A 19,971-nucleotide genomic window follows, 5' to 3' on the forward strand; every position below is an offset into this window, starting at 1 on the left:
GTGGGGCATCCGCCAGGGAGCGGCGGCTCCGGGAGGTGTTCGCGCCCGATGAGGTCGCGTCCGGAGAGTTGACGCTCAGGATCGCCGATGTCGTGAACGAACTAGGGCTACAGCCGTGGAAGCCGCCCGAGCCGCTCGATCCCAGGGAGGAGGAAAAGGTGAACCTAATCGTCCGGAATGGGGATTCTGGAAGCAGTCCGTTGACTGAGATGTAATCCCAGGCGCTACCAATCCACCCGATGAAAACCGAAATTCCACCGAAAACCTAATGGTACGTCCCACCTAATGCAAAAATACAGAGGGACGAGCCGTCTCGGCCTGAACGTCCAGAACCTGTTTTGAGGAACGTGGCAACGCATCCAGGCATCCTCCCGCTTCATACGCGACGATGAAGGAAGCGCACCCCGAACATGCGTCCGTACGCAAGCCAATCCAGTCGCCCCAAGAATGAGCTCCAGAGTTCGCTCGTAACCCCTTACCGGTCATGGGTCATTCTACCACGATCCAATAACGAGGGTCATCGCTCGAACCTTTCCCCGCCGCGGTCCGGGCCTCTGGGACGCGGCTGCTGCGGTACAATGCGGGTGATGCTCGGGCCGCGCGCCCGCGTCCCTTCGCGGTCCCTCATCTCCCGCGCCCACCGCTCCGCGTCCCGCAGCCCCCTTCCGTAGTTCTCTCGCACCTTCCGCTCGATCTCCCGGGCGCTTTCGCCGTGCGCCTTGCCTAGCGCGGCCCGCTCGTGCTTGTGGTACCGGTCGAGTTCCTCGCGCCAGCCCTCGACCAGATCGCCCCGGCCACGGATCGCCCCGACCAACTCCCGCAACGAGCGCTCGACCCCCCAGATCCGTAGCCGGCCGCGGACGGTGCGGCTCTCGCGGTCGAGCCTCTGCCGCGTGTCCTCCTGCCGCTTGTGCAACTCGGCCCATTCCTTCCGCGCCTGGGTCTCGAGCCGCCAGAACCCCAGCCACCGCCCGTCCTCGACCTTCTCCCAAGCCTGCGCCTCGGCGCGCCGCCAAGCCTCCATGTCGACCCGCTTCTCGTCGACCGGTCCCCTCGCCCGCCTCGCCCGCCTGGGCAGCATCCCCTCGCGGCGGTAGCGCGCCCAATGAAGCGGCCGCTCCCACGGGTTGCGAACCACCTCCTGGCCCGCGCGCCGCCGTGCGTTGTTCTTGACCCGCTCCTCGCACCGGATCCGGCCTTGTTCCCGCTCGAAGCCCTCGGCCCAGCGCGACAGCCGGAGCTTGCTGTTGCCCAGCTTCGCCGCCTTCCCGGTCGCCGGATCGACACGGTTCGCGATCACATGGACATGGGGGTGCCGCGTGTCCTCGTGCGCGACGATCAGCGCCTCGTGGTGCTCAAGCCCCAGCGCTTCAAGGCTCCCGTCCACTGCCCGGCTCATCTCCCGCCTGTCGGGCGTCTCGTCCCGCGCCCAGCTGAGCGAGTAGTGCAGGACCGGCTTCGCCAGCTTCCGGCCCCCTTGCGCCCCGCCCGCCAGCCGCTTGAGGTCGGGAGCCGCCTTCGCGGTCGCGGCCATCAGCCGCGCAGCACGCTCCGGTCGGACGGTTGCAAGGTTCCGGGTGTCGGTCCACCCGACACGCTCCGAGGTCTCCGGGCGGCGGTCGTCCGGCTCCGGGGCATCATGCAGGCAGTACGCCGCGACTCCGGCGAACGACCGCCCCAGTCCGTTGATCTTCGGGATCATCGGTCCAGCGCCTCGCCGGTCAGCAGACCGGCCGCGAGTTCGGCCACCCGCTCGACCGCCTCCAGCGTCCCGGTCGGTGCCGAGGCCCCCGAGTTCAGGGCGCGGGCGATCTGGTTGAGATTGACGCCGATCCGGTGGAGCTCGACCCGCTCCCTGGCGCCGAGACGGTGTACGGCCGCCACGCGGACCGGCTGCCCCAGCGCCCTCCGGCGCATGTAGCCGCCCGTCGTCATGCGGGCCTCTGCGGCCCGCTTGGCGATCTCCGCGGCCTCCGCGGCCGTGACGCGCACGCCGATCGTGCGGCTCCTGCGTTCGGCCTCGGGCTTCCGGGGACGAACCAAATCGGGCGGCCTCCTTGTGGCGCGCGAAGATGTCGTTGCGGGGGTCCGGGGGTATCCCCCGGCCAGAGGTTTTCGTGAAGCGAAAACACATCTGGCTCCTCCACAAACCGGAGAAACACACGCCCCCGTGGCGCGCACGCGCCAAAGCCGACCGGGGCGCCAACTCTGGACGACGGGCCCGCCCTGCGCGAAGTTTCAAAACGTGCAGATCGGGCCTGCGCACTCCGCAGACGAGCCGCGCCTAGTCAATCGCAATGAAGACCCGCTTTCAGCGGATCATCGCGCTAGCCTCGGGCTCCAGCCAGTCGTCGTGCTCCGCCCTGAGAGGCCGCTCGGCGAACCCACACGGAGGCTGTCCGTCCTCTTGACCCGCGGGGAACCCAGTGCAAAGACCGGATTACGGGTGATCGACCGGATCCGGGCGGGGGGCAGGGGCGTCCCATTGGGGCGAACCCGACCACAGGCGATAGACGGGGCGGCGACGACGGCTTCCGGGGACATCAGACTTACCGACGACGATCATCTCATGGGTTGCGTTGACAATGCGAGCGCGGAAGACGAGGTCGGTGCGGATGTGCCGAATCAAGCGCTCGACAGGAGAGGCAACCACCGCCGCAGGCGTGTTGGCTGACTCGGCCAGGAGTTCCTGGAATCTTCCCGTGAGGTACAGCGCCGCGTAGAGAACCACGATGTGAACGTACGACAGACATCCGAAGTACACCGAATTGACCAAGCGGTACTTCATGTTCCTGCCCTTGTCGATGTCCTCAGGATTCACGCCGACCGCAACCCAAGCAGGCAGTTCGTTGGTGTGCGCGCCCTCGTAGTCGGCTACGATCTTCAGCGCGTCTCGGACGGTGTAACTGACTGAGTTGACCTGCACAGCCTTGGCGTCTAGCCAAGCGTCCAATGCAATGGGTCGCGATGTGAGATCGAAAGGGGTGTGAATCGCGCACCAACCGTCGTCGAGGAAGTCGACACCGTAGAGTCTTCCGATCTCGATTTCGTGTTGGGTCTCGGGGACCACCACTGCCTGCTTCTTCCCCGTCGCGTAGCCGAGGACCCATTCTCGGCGCTCAGAGCGCCACGACATCGTTGCGCGGCGGTATCGACCTTTTCGACCGCCGAGGGGATGGAAGGTTGGGCTAACGATGGTCTTCTTGAGTAGTGCGCCTTCGCTGTCGACGCAGAGTTTCCGCACGGGAACTGAGATCTGGCGGACGACGGCCTGGAGCACACGCCAGCCTCCGTCGGTGTCGAACAGCGACTGCTTTCCCTGCAAGCTGTCGACGGCCGAGCCGAGATCCATTACAGTGTCGAGAAGGGTGCTGACGGTCATCCCATGCACATCGGGATGTAGCTGCCAGGGTGCGTCGGACAAGTCGGTACTCCTCAGTGTTCAGTGGGCGCGACCCCAGACTGCGGCGAGAGATCTGCTCCGGTGTCCTACTGGCCACCATAAGCCCCCGCAGCCGCGGTCTGGTCGGCGGAGTCTGCCAGCGACGTGGCACACCCGGCTCTTGGTTTGGCCGACCGGCCGACCATCACCGCGCCAAGCTCCTGAAGCCCCCGTAGCTGTCGGACGCTCGCGTTCACTAGTGATCGGGTCAAGTTTCTGAACGTAACACTCGCCGGAGACTACACAGAAGCCACCCGAGGGGATGGCCGGATTGCGGTTGCACTCTACGGATCGGCCGAAAGTCGGGTGCTTTGGGGGGACCTCCGTCATGACCGCGTGCCGTTGCAGCCGTGCCACGTCGGGAAGTTCTGCTTCTTGACCGACGGGTTCACGATGGCAAGACCCCCATCGCGGCACGGGCCCGCTACGCCTGGAATCGCCCATGGCGGGACCTTCTCACGCAATCCAAGGAAGGCCGCCACGCACTGGCAGAGACACCCTCTCTCCGCGATACTTTGCTCGCGCAGATCGTGCGGTCCATCACGAGAGGAATCGAATGATGGCACGCACGAAACGAAGTCGGCGCTCCTACGGTGCCGGCGAATGGGGCCGGAACCGGGTCCGGGCGTTCCCCGACCCGAAGACCGGCCTGTTCCAGTTGGAGTGGCGCGAGGACGGGCGAAGGCTCACCCGGTCGCTGGGACACCGCGACTGGTCGCGGGCGAAGCGGCAGGCCGACGAGGCCGCCGCGGGCTTCGCGATACACGAGCCCAACGACAAGGCGGAAGCCGAGCCGGAGCCGCTCACGCTGGGGACGCTATTTGACATCTACGGTGAGGAGGTGACACCCACCAAGGGCGCGAATACGCGAGGGCACGACCGGGCCGCCATGAGCATGTTCCTCCGCTTCTTCGGACGGAACCGCGACCCGGCAACGCTCTCCCAGCGCGACTGGGACCGCTTCATTCGGGAGCGCCGGGCTGGCAGGATCGGCCGGAGCGGGAGGCCCGTGGGCGACCGGACGGTGGAATACGACCTCAAGTTCCTGATCGCAGTTCTGAATTGGGCCGCGAGGTCGAGGGACGAACGGGGCCACCCGCTTCTCGACCGGAACCCGCTCAAGGGCCTCAGGAAGCCGACGGAGAAGAACCCGACTCGGGTAGTGCTCGCCGAGGACGAGTACTTGGCGCTCCTCAAGGTGGCACGCCGGGTGGACTGGCGGTTCCGCGTAGCGCTCGTGCTCGCACACGAGACGGGACACCGGATCGGAGCCATCAGAAAACTCCGTTGGTGCGACATCGATTTCGAGGGCGGAACGATCCTCTGGCGCGCCGAGCACGACAAGGCGGGTCACGAACACGTCACGCCCCTGACCTCCGAAGCGCTCTCCGTTCTCGAAGAGGCGCGGAGGATGAACCCCGGAACCGGCAAAGTGCCGGTGCTGCCTGCGCCCAGGAATCCGCTGGCATGTCCGGACGGCAGCAGGTTGCGCGCTTGGTGGAGGAAGGCCCAGATCCTTGCGGGACTGGATCCGATGCCCGGCAGAACTTGGCATTCTCTGAGACGGAAGTTCGCTTCCGACCTCATGGACCAGCCGCTCAAGATCCTCTGCGAGCTCGGAGGCTGGAAGAACGCCAAAACGGTGCTCGAATGCTACCAGCGCCCCGACGCGGGACAGCTTCGGAAGGCTCTGGAAGCTCGTCGGCGGTCTCAAGCCTGAGACCGCCAATTGGCGGGAATCAATTGGCGGGAACCCGCGTTGTCGATCACGTAAACCTAGTTACATCAACACGATGAGAATCGACACGCACATGCCGGCCCGGCAGGTTGCCTGAAGCGACCCGGCATCGCGCACCGCGCCCCTCACGTCCGCGCTTGACGGCGTGTACCACAGGTCATGCATCCGGTAAGGCGCCGGAGTCCGACATCGACATCGCACGAAGGCGGGCAAGGGAGTTCGTCATGGTTGACGAAAGGGGAGGCGTCGGTTCGTCGTTCGAGGATTATCTCCGGGAACAGGGGACGCTGGAGGAAACAACGGCTGCGGCCGTCAAGCGCGTCATCGCGTGGCAATTGAAGGAGGCCATGGCTACGGAACGCCTGAGCAAGAATGCGATGGCGAGGAAGATGAACACGAGCCGCAGCCAACTGGACCGGATACTGGACCCCGACAATGATCGGATACAACTCGCCATGCTGATAGGGGCTGCCGAGGCACTGGGGCGGCGCCTCCGAATCGAACTCGTGTAGCCGCGTCGGTCAGCGGATGGTGGGACCGCCGGTTCGGTTGTCGGGGACGAAGCGGTCGCGCGCGGGCATCCGTGTGTCGACGACCATCGCGGAGTCGACGACGGCGTCCGCCGGCAGGAGATCGTTGAAGTAGAGCATGGCGCCGACCACGGCGTAGACTTCTTCGTCCGTCATCGTGCCCGGCAGGTCGAAGGGCATGGCGCGGCGGGTGTAGTCGAACAGCGTCGTCGCGTACGGCCAGTAGTTGCCGACGGTGGAGCGCAGAGTGCGGTCGTTCGCGAACGGGAATTCGTCACCCGGGATACGGCCCGTGATGATGTCGTTCGGCCCTTCGCGCCCCGTGGGTCCGTGGCAGAGAACACAGCGGTGGCGCTCCCACACCTCCAGTCCCTCCGCGACGGTGCCCTCTCCGGGCGGCAGGCCTGCGCCGTCTGGACCGATGTCGATGTCCCAGGCCGCGATCTGCGATACCGTCGCGGGCGTCCCGAAGCCGTACACGGGCTCGTCCGCGCCCGCCCGCCCGGTCATCCCGTCGCCCGGATCGGTCGTCACGACCGTAGCCGCGCCGGGTGCGGCGTTGCCGGCCTCCACGCCGCCCGCGGAGTCGTCCGCACCGCAGGCCGCCAGCGCCGGCACGACGGCCGCCACCACCACCAGCCGCGAGACCGCATTGGCGCGGCTCATACCGGCGCGAACTCGATCGATCCGTCGCGGGCCACACGCCACCCGCGGATCGCGTTGGAGTGGTAGCGCGTGCCGGGCCCGCGCGCGTCGAGGACCTGCTGCCGAACCGGCTGCGTGTACCCCGTTTCGTCGGTGGCGCGGCTCAGCAGGTGCGCCGGACCGCCGTCCCACTCCCAGCCGTGGCGGAACCGCGTCGTGCACTTGGGCAGCACGGGTTCCTGGAGCACCGCGTCGTGCCACGAGTCGCCGCCGTCCGTGCTCACCTCCACGCGTTCGATCAGACCCCGGCCGGTCCAGGCGTAGCCGGAGATCTCGACGAATCCCGGCCCCGGCAGCCGCCGCGGGTAGGTGGGATGGGTGATGATCGACTTCGCATCCATCACGAAGGAGAACTGCCGCGATGTCCCGTCCGGGAGCGGATCCGTGTACTTGGACGTCTCATCGCGGAACATCGACGGCCGGTCAGAGAGTTCGATTCGGCGGATCCACTTCACGCTCGCGTTGCCCTCCCACCCGGGCAGGAATACCCGCGCGGGATAGCCCTGCTCCGGCCGGATCGCCTCGCCGTTCTGGGCGTAGGCGATCATTGCGTCGTCCCACGCCTTCTCCATCGGGATGCTGCGGCCCATGACCGCCGCGTCCGATCCCTCGGCGAGGAACCAGGTCGCGTCCGCGTGCGCCCCCACTTCCTCGAACAGCGTCGAAAGCGCGACGCCGGACCACTCGCTCGTGCTCAGAAGGCCGTCGATCGACTGCGGGGTGTTCTGCGGGCTGGGCGAAGGGGAGTACGCACCGCCGCCGTTCCCGGAACACTCGATGAAGAGCAGCTTTGAGATCTGCGGGAAGCGCTTGAGGTCCTCGAGCGTGAACAGCGTCGGCCGGTCGACCATGCCGTGGATGAGGAGGCGGTAGCTCGCCGGATCGATCTGCGGGATCCCGTGGTGGTGCCGCTCGAAGTGAAGATCGGCCGGGGTCATGATCCCGTGCAGATCCTGGAGCGGGGTCCGCGACGAGCCGCCCATCGAACCGGACAGGAGCTTCTCCGGCGTCTCGTGCGGAGAGCGGGACCCGACCGTGACGGGACGCGCGCCCGGCACCTTCGTCGGATCCGGCGCCTCCTGGACCAGTCCGCGCGTCGCGCCCGCCGTAATCGCGCCCCCGGCGGCGGCCGCCGCCCCGGCGATCAAAGCTCGCCGCGTGAGTCCGGAGCTCTCGTCTCGGTCGTTCACGTCGCCTCCGTTTCCGTCGGTCTCGTGCCCCACCTCCGCCCCGTCCCGCGCACCACCTCACATGTGCGCGCTGACCACAGTTGCCGCCTTCACGGCGGCCAGCAAGGGCCGCCCCGGCGACCGGCCTTCAGCGCGACGCGTGCCACTCCTGCAGGATCTCCGCCTCACGCTCCGCCGGGAGTCCCGGCCGCATCTCCGCCTGCCGCTCCGCCGAACGCGAGAAATGGAAGTCCAGCGTCGCCTGCGTCGTATCCGCCAGCGAGCGGAACGTCATCCCGTGCGCGACTTCGTTGGAGAGGTCGAAGCGCGCGAACCCTTCCGATCCCGGAGTCGGAGGCCGCCACACCGGCATCTCGGCGTAGGGCCGCACGTCGCGCTCGGCGAGGAATTCGCGCGGCACCCACGTGAACGTCGTTTCAGCGGTCGTCACGGCGCGGATGCCGTACAGGAGTTCGGACATCGGCCGCGGCGTCGCGGGTCCCACGAGGTTGAAGATGCCCGTGTGCCCGCGGTCCGAGGACAGCGCCATGAAGTCGCCGAGATCGCGCACGTCGATGATCTGCACCGGGTCCGTCCCGTCGCCGGGAGACAGCACCTCGCCGCCCCGGTGGATCCGCACCGGCCAGTACGTGAAGCGGTCCGTGGGATCGTCGGGGCCGATGATGAGGCCCGGGCGGAAGATCCCGTACCGGTCGGGGAAGATCCTCATCGCCTCCCGCTCGGACTCCGCCTTCGCGAGGCCGTAGGGCAGCCGCGTGATGTCGGCAGTCGCACGGTCCACGCCGGCGGTCTCGTACGTGTAGGAGGGCACTGCGGACGTCATCGGCACGGTGGAGTGGCTCGCGTACGCCGAGCGTGAGGAGACGTAGTAGAAGTATCCCACCGAGTCGCGCAGGAACTCCCCGATGCTCGTCACCCAGTCGGGACGCGCCGTGGAGTTGTCGACGACGACGTCCCACGTCCGGCCGCGCAGCGACTCGAAGTCCCCGTTCCGGTCCCCGACGAGTTCCTCCACGCCCTCGAACATGCCGGGGCGGTTGCCGCGGTTGAAGATCGTCACTTCCAGCCCCTGCGCGAGCGCCGATCGAACCTGGTAGGGACCGATGAACCCGGTCCCGCCCAGGATGAGCAGCGTCCGGGCCTGCCCCGCGGGCGCCCGGTTCGCGGACGGCCGGGGCGCGAGGGCGCGGGCCGCACCGGGGACGCCGAACCCGAGGACGGCGCCCGCCGCAGCCGTGACCTTCAGAAAATCGCGCCGGTTCGAATCTGTGGACATCGTGAACTCCCTTTCTGGTTTCGTCTCTATGGTTTCGTCCTCATGGTTCCGTCTCAGTTCACGGTGCCGTCGAGCAGCTCGAAGATCCGCAGCACCGCGACCGGGTTCGCGCCCGGGCTGGCGATCCCGCCGAAGTTGTCGGCGTGTGCCGTAAGGTCGATGCGCGCCGCCGCGTCCTCGGCGCTCACTCCCTGACCGTGGAGCGTGGCGGACTGGTCCCACAGGTCCTGCATGTAGGCCTGCAGGTGGTCGATCCGCTCTCGCTCCCGGTACGGCTCGCCGTGGCCGGGGATGATCCAGTCGAAGTCGAGCGCCTTCAGGCGGTCGAGCGTCTCGATCCACTCGTTCACATACCCGTCGCCCATGTAGGGGAGACCGGCGGTGAGCATGTCTCCGGTGATGATCACGCGGTCATCCGGCAGGTAGACGATGACATCGCCCTCCGTGTGGGCGCGCCCGAAGAAGTGGAACTGGATCTCGCGTCCGCCCTTATGGAGCGTGAGTCGTTCCGAGAGCGTCGTGTTGGGGGGCGTGGGGACGACCTCCTGCAACTGGGCGTAGTAGGTCCGCTGACGTTCGAGCGTGGCCTCCAGTTCCGCTCGCGCCGTCGCGTCCGTCATCGTGTCGAGCGTCGCCTCCATCTGCTCGATCCGCCCGGGGATCGATCCCACGAAGAGTTCGTACGAGCGGCCCGAATTCGAGCGTCCCGCCGCGATCGCCGCCCGGGTCGCCTCGTGACTGATGATCTCGACCTCGGGCGGATACACCTGGTTGCCGTGCGCGTGGTCGAAGTGCCAGTGCGTGTTCGCCGCGTAGCGCACGGGGTTGTCGGTGATCGAGCGCAGGTCCTCGATGAGGGCGCTCGCCGCCGCGGGGGAAATGTGGGAATCGACGAGGAGCACGTCCGCCTCGTTCACGACCACACCGGCGTTCGATCCCACGACGAGGTCGCTTGCCCCGCGAGCGTGGTACACCCCCGGCACGACCTCCGTGAACGCGAAGTGGACAGCCTCCGTCGTCGCTGCCCCGCCCTCTGCGCCGCCGTCAGCCGCTCCGCCCACGTCCCCGTCGCCTGCCGGGGAGCACCCGGCAAAGAGCCACGCTCCGGCGAGGATGCCAGCCTGGACCGCCCTCCGGGTTATACGTTTGCTTCCCACCAACCGCCTCCTGTAGATCGTGGGGGACACCGCTCCCTTCGATCATACCACGTCGGCCAACCGCCGCTCAACGAGATGACCCCACACACCGTGAAGCATGTTGCTCAGGCCATGAAGAGGGCCGACCGGATCCACGTCGAGCGGATCCCGGCCCCCGTTTGATGCTCGACCCGGACTCCCTACGCGCCTCGGCCGGGTAACTGCAGCCTGCCCGGAAGCCCCACCACATAAGCCCGAACCTCCCGTTCGACGACGCTCATCTCGACCGCGCTTCCCGTGCCGTCGGCTGCCCGAAGCTCGGTGTAGAGTTCGATCGCGGCCTCGAGCGCGGCCACGCACGCCGCGGCGTCGACGCCTCCAACCGTCCGTTCGAGATCCGTCGCGAAGGCGGGGAGCCGGTCTTCGATCCGGCGCACGCCGGTGGCCGCCACGCCGGCCCGTCTGAACGCCAGCGGCGCCAGCACCACGGCCCGCCAAAACCCGAGACCGTCCAGCGCCTCGAAGATCTCGCCACGTTCGATCTTGTCGGCGACGTAATGCGCCCAGATCCAGAAGCGATCCTCGATCCAGCCGGGATCCGCGGCCGGGTAGCGCGGTGCGGCACGGGCGAACGCGGCGCTCAGGCAGCCGTCGACCTCCCACAGGATGACCGGATCTTCGATCCGCTCGTGCACGTCGTCGAGCGACACGAACTTCAGGTCCACGTGCAGGAGGGGAGGACCGTAGAGGCACACGAGCAGACGCGGCTCGCCGACGTGCTCCCCGGTGAAGCCCGCCAGAAACGAGGGGTCGAGGTCGGCGGCGACCGCCTGCTGCCGGTCGAGGATCTCCGGCCAGGCCGCCGGTTCCACCGCCAGCACGAGGTCGAGGTCGGAGAACTCGTCGATCTCGCCCGCGATGAACGAACCGCCCGCCGCCAGACCGACGACGCCGTCCACACCGGGTATCGCAGCCAGCGCGCGCTCGAGAAATGCCCGGTGCCGGACCGGCATATGGTTGTGTTGACAGGAACTCTCCACCTTACTCGTCGATCCGTTGAAGGGTGCCGGGGCGCCGGGCTACAGTTCGGCGGTGAGGTGGGCGCGGTAGCCCTGGAGTTCGGCGCGTTCTTCCTCAGGTAGCTCCGGGTGGGTGAGGTCGAGTGTGGCGAGCTGGTCGCGCACGAGTTGGGCGACGAGCAGCCGCATCCAGGGCTTCGAGTCGGCGGGGATCGCGTACCACGGCGCCCACGGGCGGGCGGTCGCGTTGATCGCGTCCTCGTAGGCAGCCATGTAGTCGTCCCAGTGCTGCCGTTCCTCGATGTCGGCGCGGTTGAACTTCCAGTTCTTGTCGGGGCGGTCGATGCGGCGGAGGAAGCGGCGGGCCTGCTCGTCCTTCGAGATGTTGAGCCAGAACTTCAGGATCACGGTCCCGTTCCGAGCCAGGTGCCGTTCATGGTCCCGGATCGACTGGTAGCGCTCCTCGCACCGTTCCATGATGGGCAGCCGGCGGGGCAGCTTCTGCCGATCGAGATACTCGGGGTGGACCCGCACGATGAGGACTTCCTCGTAATAGCTGCGGTTGAAGATCCCGATCCGGCCCTTCTCCGGGAGCCGGCGCGTCGTCCGCCACAGGAAGTCGTGTCTCGCCTCCAGGTTGGACGGCGCCTCGAAGGCGTTGATCCGGAAACCCGCGGGGTTCACGCCCGTCATGACCGCCCGCAGCGTCGAATCCTTGCCGGCCGCGTCCATCGCCTGAAAGACCAGCAGCACCGCGTAGTGGCGGTGCGCGTGCAGACGCCGCTGGAGCCGCGAGATCCTGCGTACCGTGCGCTTCAGTTCCTTTCTCATCTCGCGCTCGGAGGGCGCGTCGGGCGGCGGCGCCGTCACCGCGCGGGAGATGTCGAAGTCGCCGTCGTAGCTGATCCTGAACGGACTCTCCGGCGGCGAGAAGTCGATCATGCCAAGCGGGTCGGGGCGCCGGATGTCAGAACCTCGAGCTGCGCAGCCAGGTGTCCGCGCGGACCCAGTAACGGTCGAACTCGCGCCGCGCCTCCTGGGCCTGGGCCGTCTTCTTCTGCGCCTTGAGCGCCTGCGTGAGTCCGAACCAGGCCCAGCCCTGGTTGGGGAGATCTTCGAGCGCGCCGCGGTAGACCTGCTCCGCCTCCCCGGCCCGGTCGTTCTCGAGCAGGATCGCGCCGAGCGTATGCCGAACCGGCATGTGCCAGGCCCGCGGCTCCGAGTAGATGAGTCCGTCTTCCTTCTCGATCCCGTGCTTCAGGGCGGCCACGGCCTCCTCCGCCTTCCCCCTCGCGTTCAGGATCTCCCCGGCGAGGATCGAGCGCGGCAGCGCGACGACGTCCGCGAGCGGGCTGTAGCGGAAGGTGGCGGAGGGATCGGCGTCCTCGAGCGCTTCATCGATCTCCTCGAGGTGGTCCTGCGCGACATCGATGTGCCCCATGCGGAGGTAGGCGAGGCCGCGCGAGAAGCTCCACGCGACGACTTCCATCGGATCGTCCGACTTCGGACCGTCGCCCGCCAGAATCTCGCTCCAGCGGCCGAACGCCGCGTAGGTGAGCGGGATGTAGGCCCCCCACGGGCCGCGGTGTCCCGCCAGGTCCTTCGCGGCCTGGATCGCGACGGCGCTCTGCCCGTCCATGACGGCGGCATTGAGCAGCATGTGCAGGTTGTGCGACGGGTAGACGCCGGGAGGCCCGCCGTGCTGGGCTTTTTGATCGGCGTGCCACGCCTGCTGGTTGCCGCGCACCGCGTCGCCCCAGCGGCCGATGTTCATGTAGATGTGCGTCGGCATGTGGTGGATGTGGCTCACCGCGATCTGGCTGCCGAGGTGGTCCGAACATGCTTCCGCCAGACCCGGATCCTGCGACGCCTCCACGAGGTGGATGTAGAGGTGGCAGGCGCCGGGGTGACGGATATCCCGCGCGAGGACGGTCTCGAGGATGGGGCGGATCTTCTTCACGTCCTTCGCTTCGAGATCCACATCTCCGCGCCGGGGGCGCAGCAGCATCCAGGCCTCGGCCTGCAGCGTGAGCACGTCCAGGTCGTCCGGGTAGCGCGCCGCGACCTTGTCCATCTCGCGCGCGTACAGCGTGTCGAGCATGCGGCGGCGGGAGCGCTCCGGGTCGGCCTCGAACCGCACGTCGAAGGCATCGATGAGCGCCTGTTCGACCTCGGTCGCTCCCGACCTGTGCTCCTTCGCCTTCTGCATGGCGGCGTGGGCCGAGCGTTCGTTGCCGGGCGACATGCCGCCGTTCAGGTACGGCGCCAGCGACCACGCCTCGCCCCAATAGCAGGAGGCGCACTCCGGGTCCTCCATCTGCGAGGCGCGGAACGACTCCTCGGCGGTCGACGTGCCGAAGGCGTACATGAAGAGGAGGCCCTCGTCGAAGTAGGCCTGCGCCTTCTCCGACGCCGTGGTGACCGGCCGGTTGTGCGGACCGAGGTTGCCGTAGAGCGGCGTCGAGTTCCCGTCGCCGTTGCCCGCCTGCGCCGCGCCCCCCATGGAGGCGCCCGCCATCTGCGGCGCGTCGCGCTGCCCGCTCGAACACCCAGCCACCATCGCCGCCAGGCCCACCGCCAACATCAGATCACGTCGCCGCATCGGGCTTCCTCCTCATGTTCACCGCCCGTGGCCGGAGTCAGACCACGGGGCCCGCCGTACAGACCTCCGGCGGACAATCGTCCTCGTATTCCGTGAAGTTCTCCCTGAAGAGCCGCGCCAGGTGCGCCGCTTTCTCATCGTACGCCGCGGGGTCCGGCCACGTCGCGCGCGGCCGCAGGATCTCGCTCGGCACGCCCGGCACCTCGGTCACGACATGGATCCCGAACACCGGGTCCGGCTCCGTCGGCGCGTCCGCCAGTTCGCCCGCGTGGATCGCGTCGACCATCCGGCGCGTGTGCGGCAGGTCGATCCGCGCCCCGACGCCGAACGGCCCGCCGCTCCAGCCCGTGTTCACGAGCCACACGTTCACGCCGTGCTCATGCATGCGGTCCGCGAGCAGCCGCGCGTACTTCGCCGGGTGCCATACGAGGAACGGGCCCCCGAAGCAGGGCGAGAAGGTGGCCACGGGGTCGGTGACGCCGACCTCCGTGCCCGCGACCTTCGCCGTGTACCCGCTGATGAAGTGGTACATGGCCTGCTCGGGCGTCAACCGGCTCACCGGCGGCAGCACGCCGAAGGCGTCCGCCGTCAGGAAGATCACGTCCGTCGGGTGGCCCGCCACGCACGGCACCTGCGCGTTGTCGATGAACTCGATCGGGTAGCTGCCGCGCGTGTTCTGCGTGATCGACGAGTCCGACCAGTCCACGCTCCCGTCGTCGCGCAGCACGACGTTCTCCAGCACCGCGCCGTAGCGGAGCGCCCGGTAGATGTCGGGCTCCTTCTCCTCGGAGAGGTCGATCGTCTTCGCGTAGCAGCCGCCCTCGATATTGAAGATCCCCGAGTCGGTCCAGCAGTGCTCGTCGTCGCCGATGAGCCGCCGGTTCGGGTCGGCCGAGAGCGTCGTCTTCCCCGTCCCGGAGAGACCGAAGAGGAGCGACGAGGCCCCGGTCTCCGGGTCGGTCGTCGCCGAGCAGTGCATCGAGAGCACGTCCCGCCTCGGCATGAGGTAGTTCATGATCGTGAACACACCCTTCTTCATCTCCCCCGCGTACTCGGTCCCGAGGATGCAGGCCTCGTTGTCCGCGAAGGAGAGGTCCACGCTAGTCGGGGAGGTGACGCCCTCCACGGAGGGATCCGCCGCCTCCTGGCCCGCGTTGTAGACGACGAAATCGGGCTCGCCGAACGTCGCCAGCTCCGCGGGCGTGGGGCGGATGAGCATGTTGTGCATGAAGAGGGCGTGGTACGGGCGGTTGCAGATGATCCGCACGTTGAGGCGGTACTCCGGGTCCCAGCCCGCGAAACCGTCGATGACGTAGAGGAGATCCTGCCGGTTCAGGAAGGCCCGGACGCGCGCCCGGTTCCGCAGGAAGCTCTCGCGCTCGAGGGGGAAGTTGACCGGACCCCACCAGACATCCCGCTCGGTCTCCGGATCGCACACCACGTGCTTGTCGTTCGGCGAGCGGCCGGTCTTGGCGCCGGAGAAAGCCACGAGCGCTCCGTTCGCCGCCTGGACCGCGCCGGGTTCGCGTCCGCTCAGGGCATCCGCGTAAGTCTCATCGACGGACGGATTCCGCTTGATGCGGGTGACGGTGATCCCGTGCGCGCTGAGGTCGAAGGTTCGATCGATGGTTCCGATCTCCGCTGTCTTGGTCGCCATGTGTCAGAATCGCCATATTCAAGGGAGGATCGGCGCCGGCGACGGACCACGGATTCGGACGTGTCCCGCGCGCCGGATCGAATCGGCGCCGACCGTCCGATTCAGGGGCAATCTGTTAAAATAAGCCTTCAGACTTGAGATGACTACCGAAACGGGGGAATCCTCATGACCGGGCGCATACAATTCAACCCCTCCTCTACTCGTTCGCTGCGGCGCGGACTCGTGACCGCGCTCTGCGGGCTGGCGGCGCTGTGGACGGCGCCGGCGGCGCCGATGGCCGCCCAGGAAGCGGACGACCCGCCGTGGCGCTGGTCCGAAGCGCGCGTGTTCGAGGCCGTTAACCGGGTACGGGCCGGGCGCGACCTGAACCCGGACTCGTGGCCGGACGGCGGCCGCGTCGCCGTGCTGCTCTCCTTCGACGTGGACAACGAGACGGTCTGGCTGCGGAACGGCGACACCAACGTGGGCGGGCTCTCGCAGGGGGAGTACGGCTCGCGCGTCGCCCTCGGCCGCGTCATCGACCTGCTCGACGAGTACGGGATCGCCGCCTCGTTCTTCGGCCCCGCGCTCAGCTTCAGCCTGGCGCCGCACCAGGTCGACATGATCCAGGCCTCGGGCCGCCACGAGATCGGCGTCCACGGCTGGATCCACGAGCGCAACGCCACGCTCCCGCGCGATGAGGAGGAGCGCCTGCTGCGCATGGCCATCGAGCGGCTGACGGAACTCACGGGCGAACGCCCGGTCGGCTACCGCGCGCCGTCGTGGAACTTCAGCGACTCGACGCTCGACCTCCTGCTCGAGATGGACTTCCTGTACGACTCCTCGCTCATGGCGGACGACCGACCCTACGAGATCAACCAGAACGGCGAGCCCACGGGGCTCGTCGAACTCCCGGTGGACTGGATCCTGGACGACGCGCCGCTCTTCAACCCGCTCGGCGACCGCTACTCCAACCCGCGCGAGGTGCTGGAGGTGTACAAGGACGAGTTCGACGTGGCCTGGGAGGAGGGGACGATGTTCCTCCTCACCATGCACCCGCACTACATCGGGCACCGCTCCCGGATCGTGATCCTGCGCGAACTCATAGAGCACATGCGCTCGAAGCCCGGCGTCTGGTTCGGAACGCACCGCGAAGCCGTCGAGTGGGTCCGCGCCCAGGCATCGATGCCCTAGCCGCTAGCGCGGAGCGGTCGCCTCGAGCAGGTCCAGGATGAAGGCGAACTCGAAGGCGAGTTCCTCGTACCGGCGGTCGCGGCCCGAGCCGCCGCCGTGGCCCGCATCCATGTGCGTCTTGAGGAGCAGGCGATTCTCGTCCGTCTTCGTCGCTCGCAGCTTCGCGACCCACTTCGCGGGCTCCCAATACTGCACCTGCGAGTCGTGGAGCCCCGTCGTGACGAGCAGGTTCGGGTAGTCCTTCGCCTCCACCTGGTCGTAGGGGGAGTAGGAGAGCATGTAGCGGTACGACTCGAGGTCCGCCGGGTTGCCCCACTCGTCCCATTCGAAGGTCGTGAGCGGGATCGACTCGTCCAGCATCGTCGTCACGACGTCGACGAAGGGCACGTGCGCGACGACGCCCCGGAACAGTTCCGGCCGCATGTTCACGACCGCGCCCATGAGCAGACCCCCGGCGCTCCCGCCGCGGGCGAAGAGCTTCTCGGGACTCGTGTAGCCTTCCGCGACGAGGAAATCCGCCGCGTCCACGTAGTCGGTGAAGGTGTTCTTCTTGTTGAACATCTTCCCGTCCTCGTACCACGCCCGGCCCAGTTCCTGTCCGCCGCGGATATGGGCGATCGCGTACACGAATCCGCGGTCGAGAAGACTCAGGCGCGTCGAGGAGAAGGTGGGCTCCATGCTCGCACCGTATGAGCCGTAGGCGTAGAGGAGGAGGGGGTTGTCACCGTCCTTCTCGAGACCGCTCCGGTAAACGAGGGACACCGGGACTTCCACGGCGCCGTCGCGGGCGGGGGCATGCAGTCGCTCCACCACGTACTCCGCGCGGTCGTAGCCGCCGAGCACTTCGTCCTCCTTGAGCAGCGTGCGCTCGCGGGTGGACATATCGTAGTCGTAGACGGAACGCGGCGCCGAGAGCGACGTGTACCCGTAGCGAAGGATGTTCGTGTCCAGTTCGGGGTTGGCCGACAGCGAGGCCAGGTAGGCCGGCTCGTCGAACGCGATCTGGTGCTCTTCCCCTTCCCACGCGCGGACGCGCAGACGGGTGAGCCCTCCCGCGCGCTCCGAGAGCACGAGGTAGTCCCGGAACAGTTCGAACCCCTGGAGGAAGACGTCGCTCCGGTGCGGGACGACCGTCTCCCAGTTGTCCGTCGCCGTCCCGTCCACGGGAGTCCGCATGAGCTTGAAGTTCTCGGCGCCGTCGAGGTTCGTCCGGATGTAGAAGTGGTCCCCGAAGTGGTCGAAGCGGTGCTCGTGCCCGCGCTCGCGCGGGAGGAAGAGGGTGAATTCGCCCTCGGGGTTCGTCGCGTCGAGGAAGCGGTGCTCGTCCATCACGGTGTGTGAGGAGGAGATGACGAGGTACCTCTTCGACTTCGTCTTGCGGACGCCCGAGCTGAACTCCTCGTCGTCCTCCTGGTACACGAGCACGTCGTCCGCGGGATCGGTGCCGAGCCGGTGCCGGTAGATCTGGTATGAGCGCAGGGTGCCGGGATCCCGCTTCGTGTAGAAGAGCGTCTGGTCGTCCTCGGCCCATACCATGTTGCCGGAGGCGCCCTCGATCGCTTCCGGGTAGTCCTCCCCCGTGGCGAGATTCCGGACCCGGATGGTGTAGATGCGGCGTCCGCGGGTGTCCTCGGCCCACGCCATCAGGTCGCCGTCGGAGCTGACCTCGGGGAAGGCGGCGTAGTAGTCGTGGCCCTCGGCGAGCGGATTGACGTCGAGGATGACTTCCTCGTCCGCGTCGAGAGACCCGCGCTTCCGGGCGTAGATCGGGTAGTCCCGGCCGTCCTCGGTGCGGCTGTAGTAGAAGAAGTCGCCCTCTCTCACCGGCACGGAGAGGTCGGTCTGCTGGATCCGTCCCTTGATCTCCTCGAACAGCTCCGCCTGGAGACCCTCCGTGTGCGCCATCAGCGCGTCGGTATAGCCGTTCTCCGCCTCGAGGTATGCGATGACCTCGGGATTCTCGCGCTGGTTGAGCCAGTAGTAGTTGTCGACTCGTGTGTGCCCGTGCGTCTCCAGTTGTTCCGGGATCACGCGTGCGACGGGGGGCGCGACCCCGGCGTCGGCCGGGGATTCGGAGGCGGGATCGGCCCCCTCCCCGGTGCAACCGGCGGCCTGAACGCTCACGGCGAGCAGCGCCGTAATGAGGGAAAAACGGTCATGGCATGCTGCCTTCGCTCGCGGCATCGACGACTCCTTCGTGAGTGAATGCTCCTCAGCAGGGCTGGGCCTCCATGATTCTGGCCGGCGTCTCCGACCTCGCTCGAAACGGGTTGATCACGCGGACGCCACCGAAGTCATGTCCGTGCTGCAGGTCTTCGGTCAAGAGTACGGAGCACCCGCAGGATTGCGCCGCGGCCACGATGAGGGCGTCCCACCAAGAAACCGCGTGCTGATCCTGTAGCACCCACGCTCGTTCCAGAATACGGGCGTCGGTCGCCACCGGCCGCCAGGCGATGAGATCCCGAACGATTTCGCGAACCTCGGCGGGGTCGTACGCGAGACGCTCCTTCCGGGTGAGGGTCACGTAGAATTCCTGAAGAACCTGAAAGCTCAAGCGTCCGGTCCGCGAACGCGCAAGGAAGGTGATCCATTCCTCGGCACAGGCCTGCTTCGAGGGATCGCTCTCGTCATGCCGGTAGACGAAGATGTTCGTGTCAACGAAGACCTGGGCGATCATACAGCTCCTCTCGAGTGGGTCTGCGGCCCTGGGGCCAGTCGATCTTGCGAGGCTGCCGAGCGAGGTAACGCTTCATCGCGACCTCGTAGTCGTCCTCTCGGCGCCGCGTCCGCTCCAGTAGCTCGCAGATCCATTTCGAGACGCTCCGGTCGTCCTCGGCCGCCTTGACCCGCAGCCACCGGGCCACATCTTCGGGCAGTGTGATCGTGATGTTCTTCACGTCCTGTTCTCCTCAAGCAAAAAGCGACACGAATATCGTGAAACACGAAAACCGTGTCAAACAGACCGAAATGCTGGCGGCGCTGGTTCTGGCGCTCCTGGCGGGGTTCGGGTGCGCTCCGGCGCCGGTCGCGGACAGTGCGGCGGAGGCTGTCTATCCGGGCGCGTCGTGGGAGCGGATCACGGATCCGGCGGTGGCCGGGTTCTCGGCCGAGGCGCTGGACGCGATCCATCCCTACGTCGAGGGGATCAACACCTCGGCGGTGATGGCCGTGGTCGGGGGACGGGTGGTGTTCGAGCACGGACCGGTGGATTCGCTGAGCTATCTCGCCTCTGTGCGGAAGAGCATCCTTGCCATGCTGTACGGGAACTACGTGGCGGACGGAACCATCGACCTCGAACTCACCCTCGAGGATCTCGGTATGGACGACGTGCAGGGCCTCCTCCCGATCGAGAAGCGCGCCCGCGTCCTCGATCTCGTTACCGCGCGCTCCGGCGTCTATCACCCCGCGTCGAACGCGGGGGACAACCTCGCGGACGCGCCGCCCCGCGGCTCGCAGGAACCCGGCACCTACTACCTGTACAGCAACTGGGACTTCAACGCGGC

Annotated in this window: 18 protein-coding genes; 4 read left to right on the top strand and 14 right to left on the bottom strand. The window is 67.5% G+C overall.

Annotated elements, in window-relative coordinates; all coding sequences use genetic code 11:
* Positions 1-517: 517 nt before the first annotated feature.
* From RN729_RS07955 to RN729_RS07965, 3 genes are all read right to left on the bottom strand, one after another.
* Entirely contained in the window at positions 518-1,702 is a 1,185-nt protein-coding gene (locus RN729_RS07955) for a relaxase/mobilization nuclease domain-containing protein (protein ID WP_310783453.1), read from the bottom strand.
* Positions 1,699-2,043 carry a plasmid mobilization relaxosome protein MobC gene (gene mobC, locus RN729_RS07960; RefSeq protein WP_310783455.1) on the bottom strand — a complete coding sequence of 115 codons (345 nt, stop codon included), beginning with the start codon at positions 2,041-2,043 and terminating at the stop codon, positions 1,699-1,701. Before mobC ends, RN729_RS07955 begins: the two co-directional genes overlap by 4 nt.
* Positions 2,044-2,440: 397 nt before the next feature.
* Positions 2,441-3,382, bottom strand: a complete 942-nt coding sequence (locus RN729_RS07965; RefSeq protein WP_310783457.1) for a hypothetical protein — start codon at positions 3,380-3,382, stop codon at positions 2,441-2,443.
* A gap of 616 nt (positions 3,383-3,998) precedes the next feature.
* Here RN729_RS07965 and RN729_RS07970 point away from each other — a divergent pair.
* Together RN729_RS07970 and RN729_RS07975 are read left to right on the top strand one after the other, a co-directional pair.
* Positions 3,999-5,162, top strand: coding sequence for a tyrosine-type recombinase/integrase (locus RN729_RS07970; RefSeq protein WP_310783459.1), 1,164 nt, complete (start codon positions 3,999-4,001; stop codon positions 5,160-5,162).
* A 242-nt stretch (positions 5,163-5,404) separates the two neighbouring features.
* Positions 5,405-5,692 carry a hypothetical protein gene (locus RN729_RS07975; protein WP_310783461.1) on the top strand — a complete coding sequence of 96 codons (288 nt, stop codon included), beginning with the start codon at positions 5,405-5,407 and terminating at the stop codon, positions 5,690-5,692.
* Positions 5,693-5,701: 9 nt separating this feature from the next.
* Here the strand turns inward: RN729_RS07975 and RN729_RS07980 are convergent, their stop codons facing one another.
* The 8 genes from RN729_RS07980 to pckA form a co-directional block, all read right to left on the bottom strand.
* Positions 5,702-6,376, bottom strand: coding sequence for a hypothetical protein (locus tag RN729_RS07980; protein WP_310783463.1), 675 nt, complete (start codon positions 6,374-6,376; stop codon positions 5,702-5,704).
* Complete coding sequence (gene soxC, locus RN729_RS07985) at positions 6,373-7,605, bottom strand: sulfite dehydrogenase (protein WP_310783465.1); 1,233 nt, start codon at positions 7,603-7,605, stop codon at positions 6,373-6,375. Before soxC ends, RN729_RS07980 begins: the two co-directional genes overlap by 4 nt.
* A 127-nt stretch (positions 7,606-7,732) precedes the next feature.
* Entirely contained in the window at positions 7,733-8,881 is a 1,149-nt protein-coding gene (locus tag RN729_RS07990) for an NAD-dependent epimerase/dehydratase family protein (protein WP_310783467.1), read from the bottom strand.
* A gap of 53 nt (positions 8,882-8,934) precedes the next feature.
* The gene (locus RN729_RS07995; protein ID WP_310783468.1) at positions 8,935-9,942 is read right to left on the bottom strand and encodes an MBL fold metallo-hydrolase; all 1,008 of its coding nucleotides are present in this window, start codon (positions 9,940-9,942) and stop codon (positions 8,935-8,937) included.
* 275 nt (positions 9,943-10,217) lie between these two features.
* Positions 10,218-10,976 carry a hypothetical protein gene (locus RN729_RS08000; RefSeq protein WP_310783470.1) on the bottom strand — a complete coding sequence of 253 codons (759 nt, stop codon included), beginning with the start codon at positions 10,974-10,976 and terminating at the stop codon, positions 10,218-10,220.
* Between the two features lie 120 nt (positions 10,977-11,096).
* On the bottom strand, positions 11,097-11,978 hold the full coding sequence (locus tag RN729_RS08005; RefSeq protein ID WP_310783471.1) for a PPK2 family polyphosphate kinase: 882 nt from the start codon (positions 11,976-11,978) through the stop codon (positions 11,097-11,099).
* 25 nt (positions 11,979-12,003) lie between these two features.
* Positions 12,004-13,638, bottom strand: coding sequence for a hypothetical protein (locus RN729_RS08010; protein ID WP_310783473.1), 1,635 nt, complete (start codon positions 13,636-13,638; stop codon positions 12,004-12,006).
* 37 nt (positions 13,639-13,675) lie between these two features.
* Complete coding sequence (pckA, locus tag RN729_RS08015) at positions 13,676-15,295, bottom strand: phosphoenolpyruvate carboxykinase (ATP) (protein ID WP_310783476.1); 1,620 nt, start codon at positions 15,293-15,295, stop codon at positions 13,676-13,678.
* A gap of 222 nt (positions 15,296-15,517) precedes the next feature.
* Here pckA and RN729_RS08020 point away from each other — a divergent pair, with 222 nt between their 5' ends.
* Entirely contained in the window at positions 15,518-16,468 is a 951-nt protein-coding gene (locus tag RN729_RS08020; RefSeq protein WP_310783478.1) for a polysaccharide deacetylase, read from the top strand.
* 3 nt (positions 16,469-16,471) lie between these two features.
* On the opposite strand, the gene RN729_RS08025 is transcribed toward RN729_RS08020, so the two are convergent.
* The 3 genes from RN729_RS08025 to RN729_RS08035 all read right to left on the bottom strand — a co-directional run bounded on the left by RN729_RS08025 (position 16,472) and on the right by RN729_RS08035 (position 19,365).
* Complete coding sequence (locus RN729_RS08025; RefSeq protein WP_310783480.1) at positions 16,472-18,592, bottom strand: S9 family peptidase; 2,121 nt, start codon at positions 18,590-18,592, stop codon at positions 16,472-16,474.
* A gap of 88 nt (positions 18,593-18,680) precedes the next feature.
* Positions 18,681-19,145 carry a PIN domain-containing protein gene (locus tag RN729_RS08030; protein WP_310783482.1) on the bottom strand — a complete coding sequence of 155 codons (465 nt, stop codon included), beginning with the start codon at positions 19,143-19,145 and terminating at the stop codon, positions 18,681-18,683.
* The gene (locus RN729_RS08035; protein WP_310783484.1) at positions 19,123-19,365 is read right to left on the bottom strand and encodes a hypothetical protein; all 243 of its coding nucleotides are present in this window, start codon (positions 19,363-19,365) and stop codon (positions 19,123-19,125) included. Before RN729_RS08035 ends, RN729_RS08030 begins: the two co-directional genes overlap by 23 nt.
* A 37-nt stretch (positions 19,366-19,402) precedes the next feature.
* On the opposite strand from RN729_RS08035, the gene RN729_RS08040 reads away from it, so the two are divergent.
* On the top strand, positions 19,403-19,971 hold a 569-nt coding region (locus RN729_RS08040; RefSeq protein WP_310783486.1), incomplete at its 3' end, for a serine hydrolase.

Source organism: Candidatus Palauibacter polyketidifaciens (assembly GCF_947581785.1).
GTDB lineage: Bacteria > Gemmatimonadota > Gemmatimonadetes > Palauibacterales > Palauibacteraceae > Palauibacter > Palauibacter polyketidifaciens.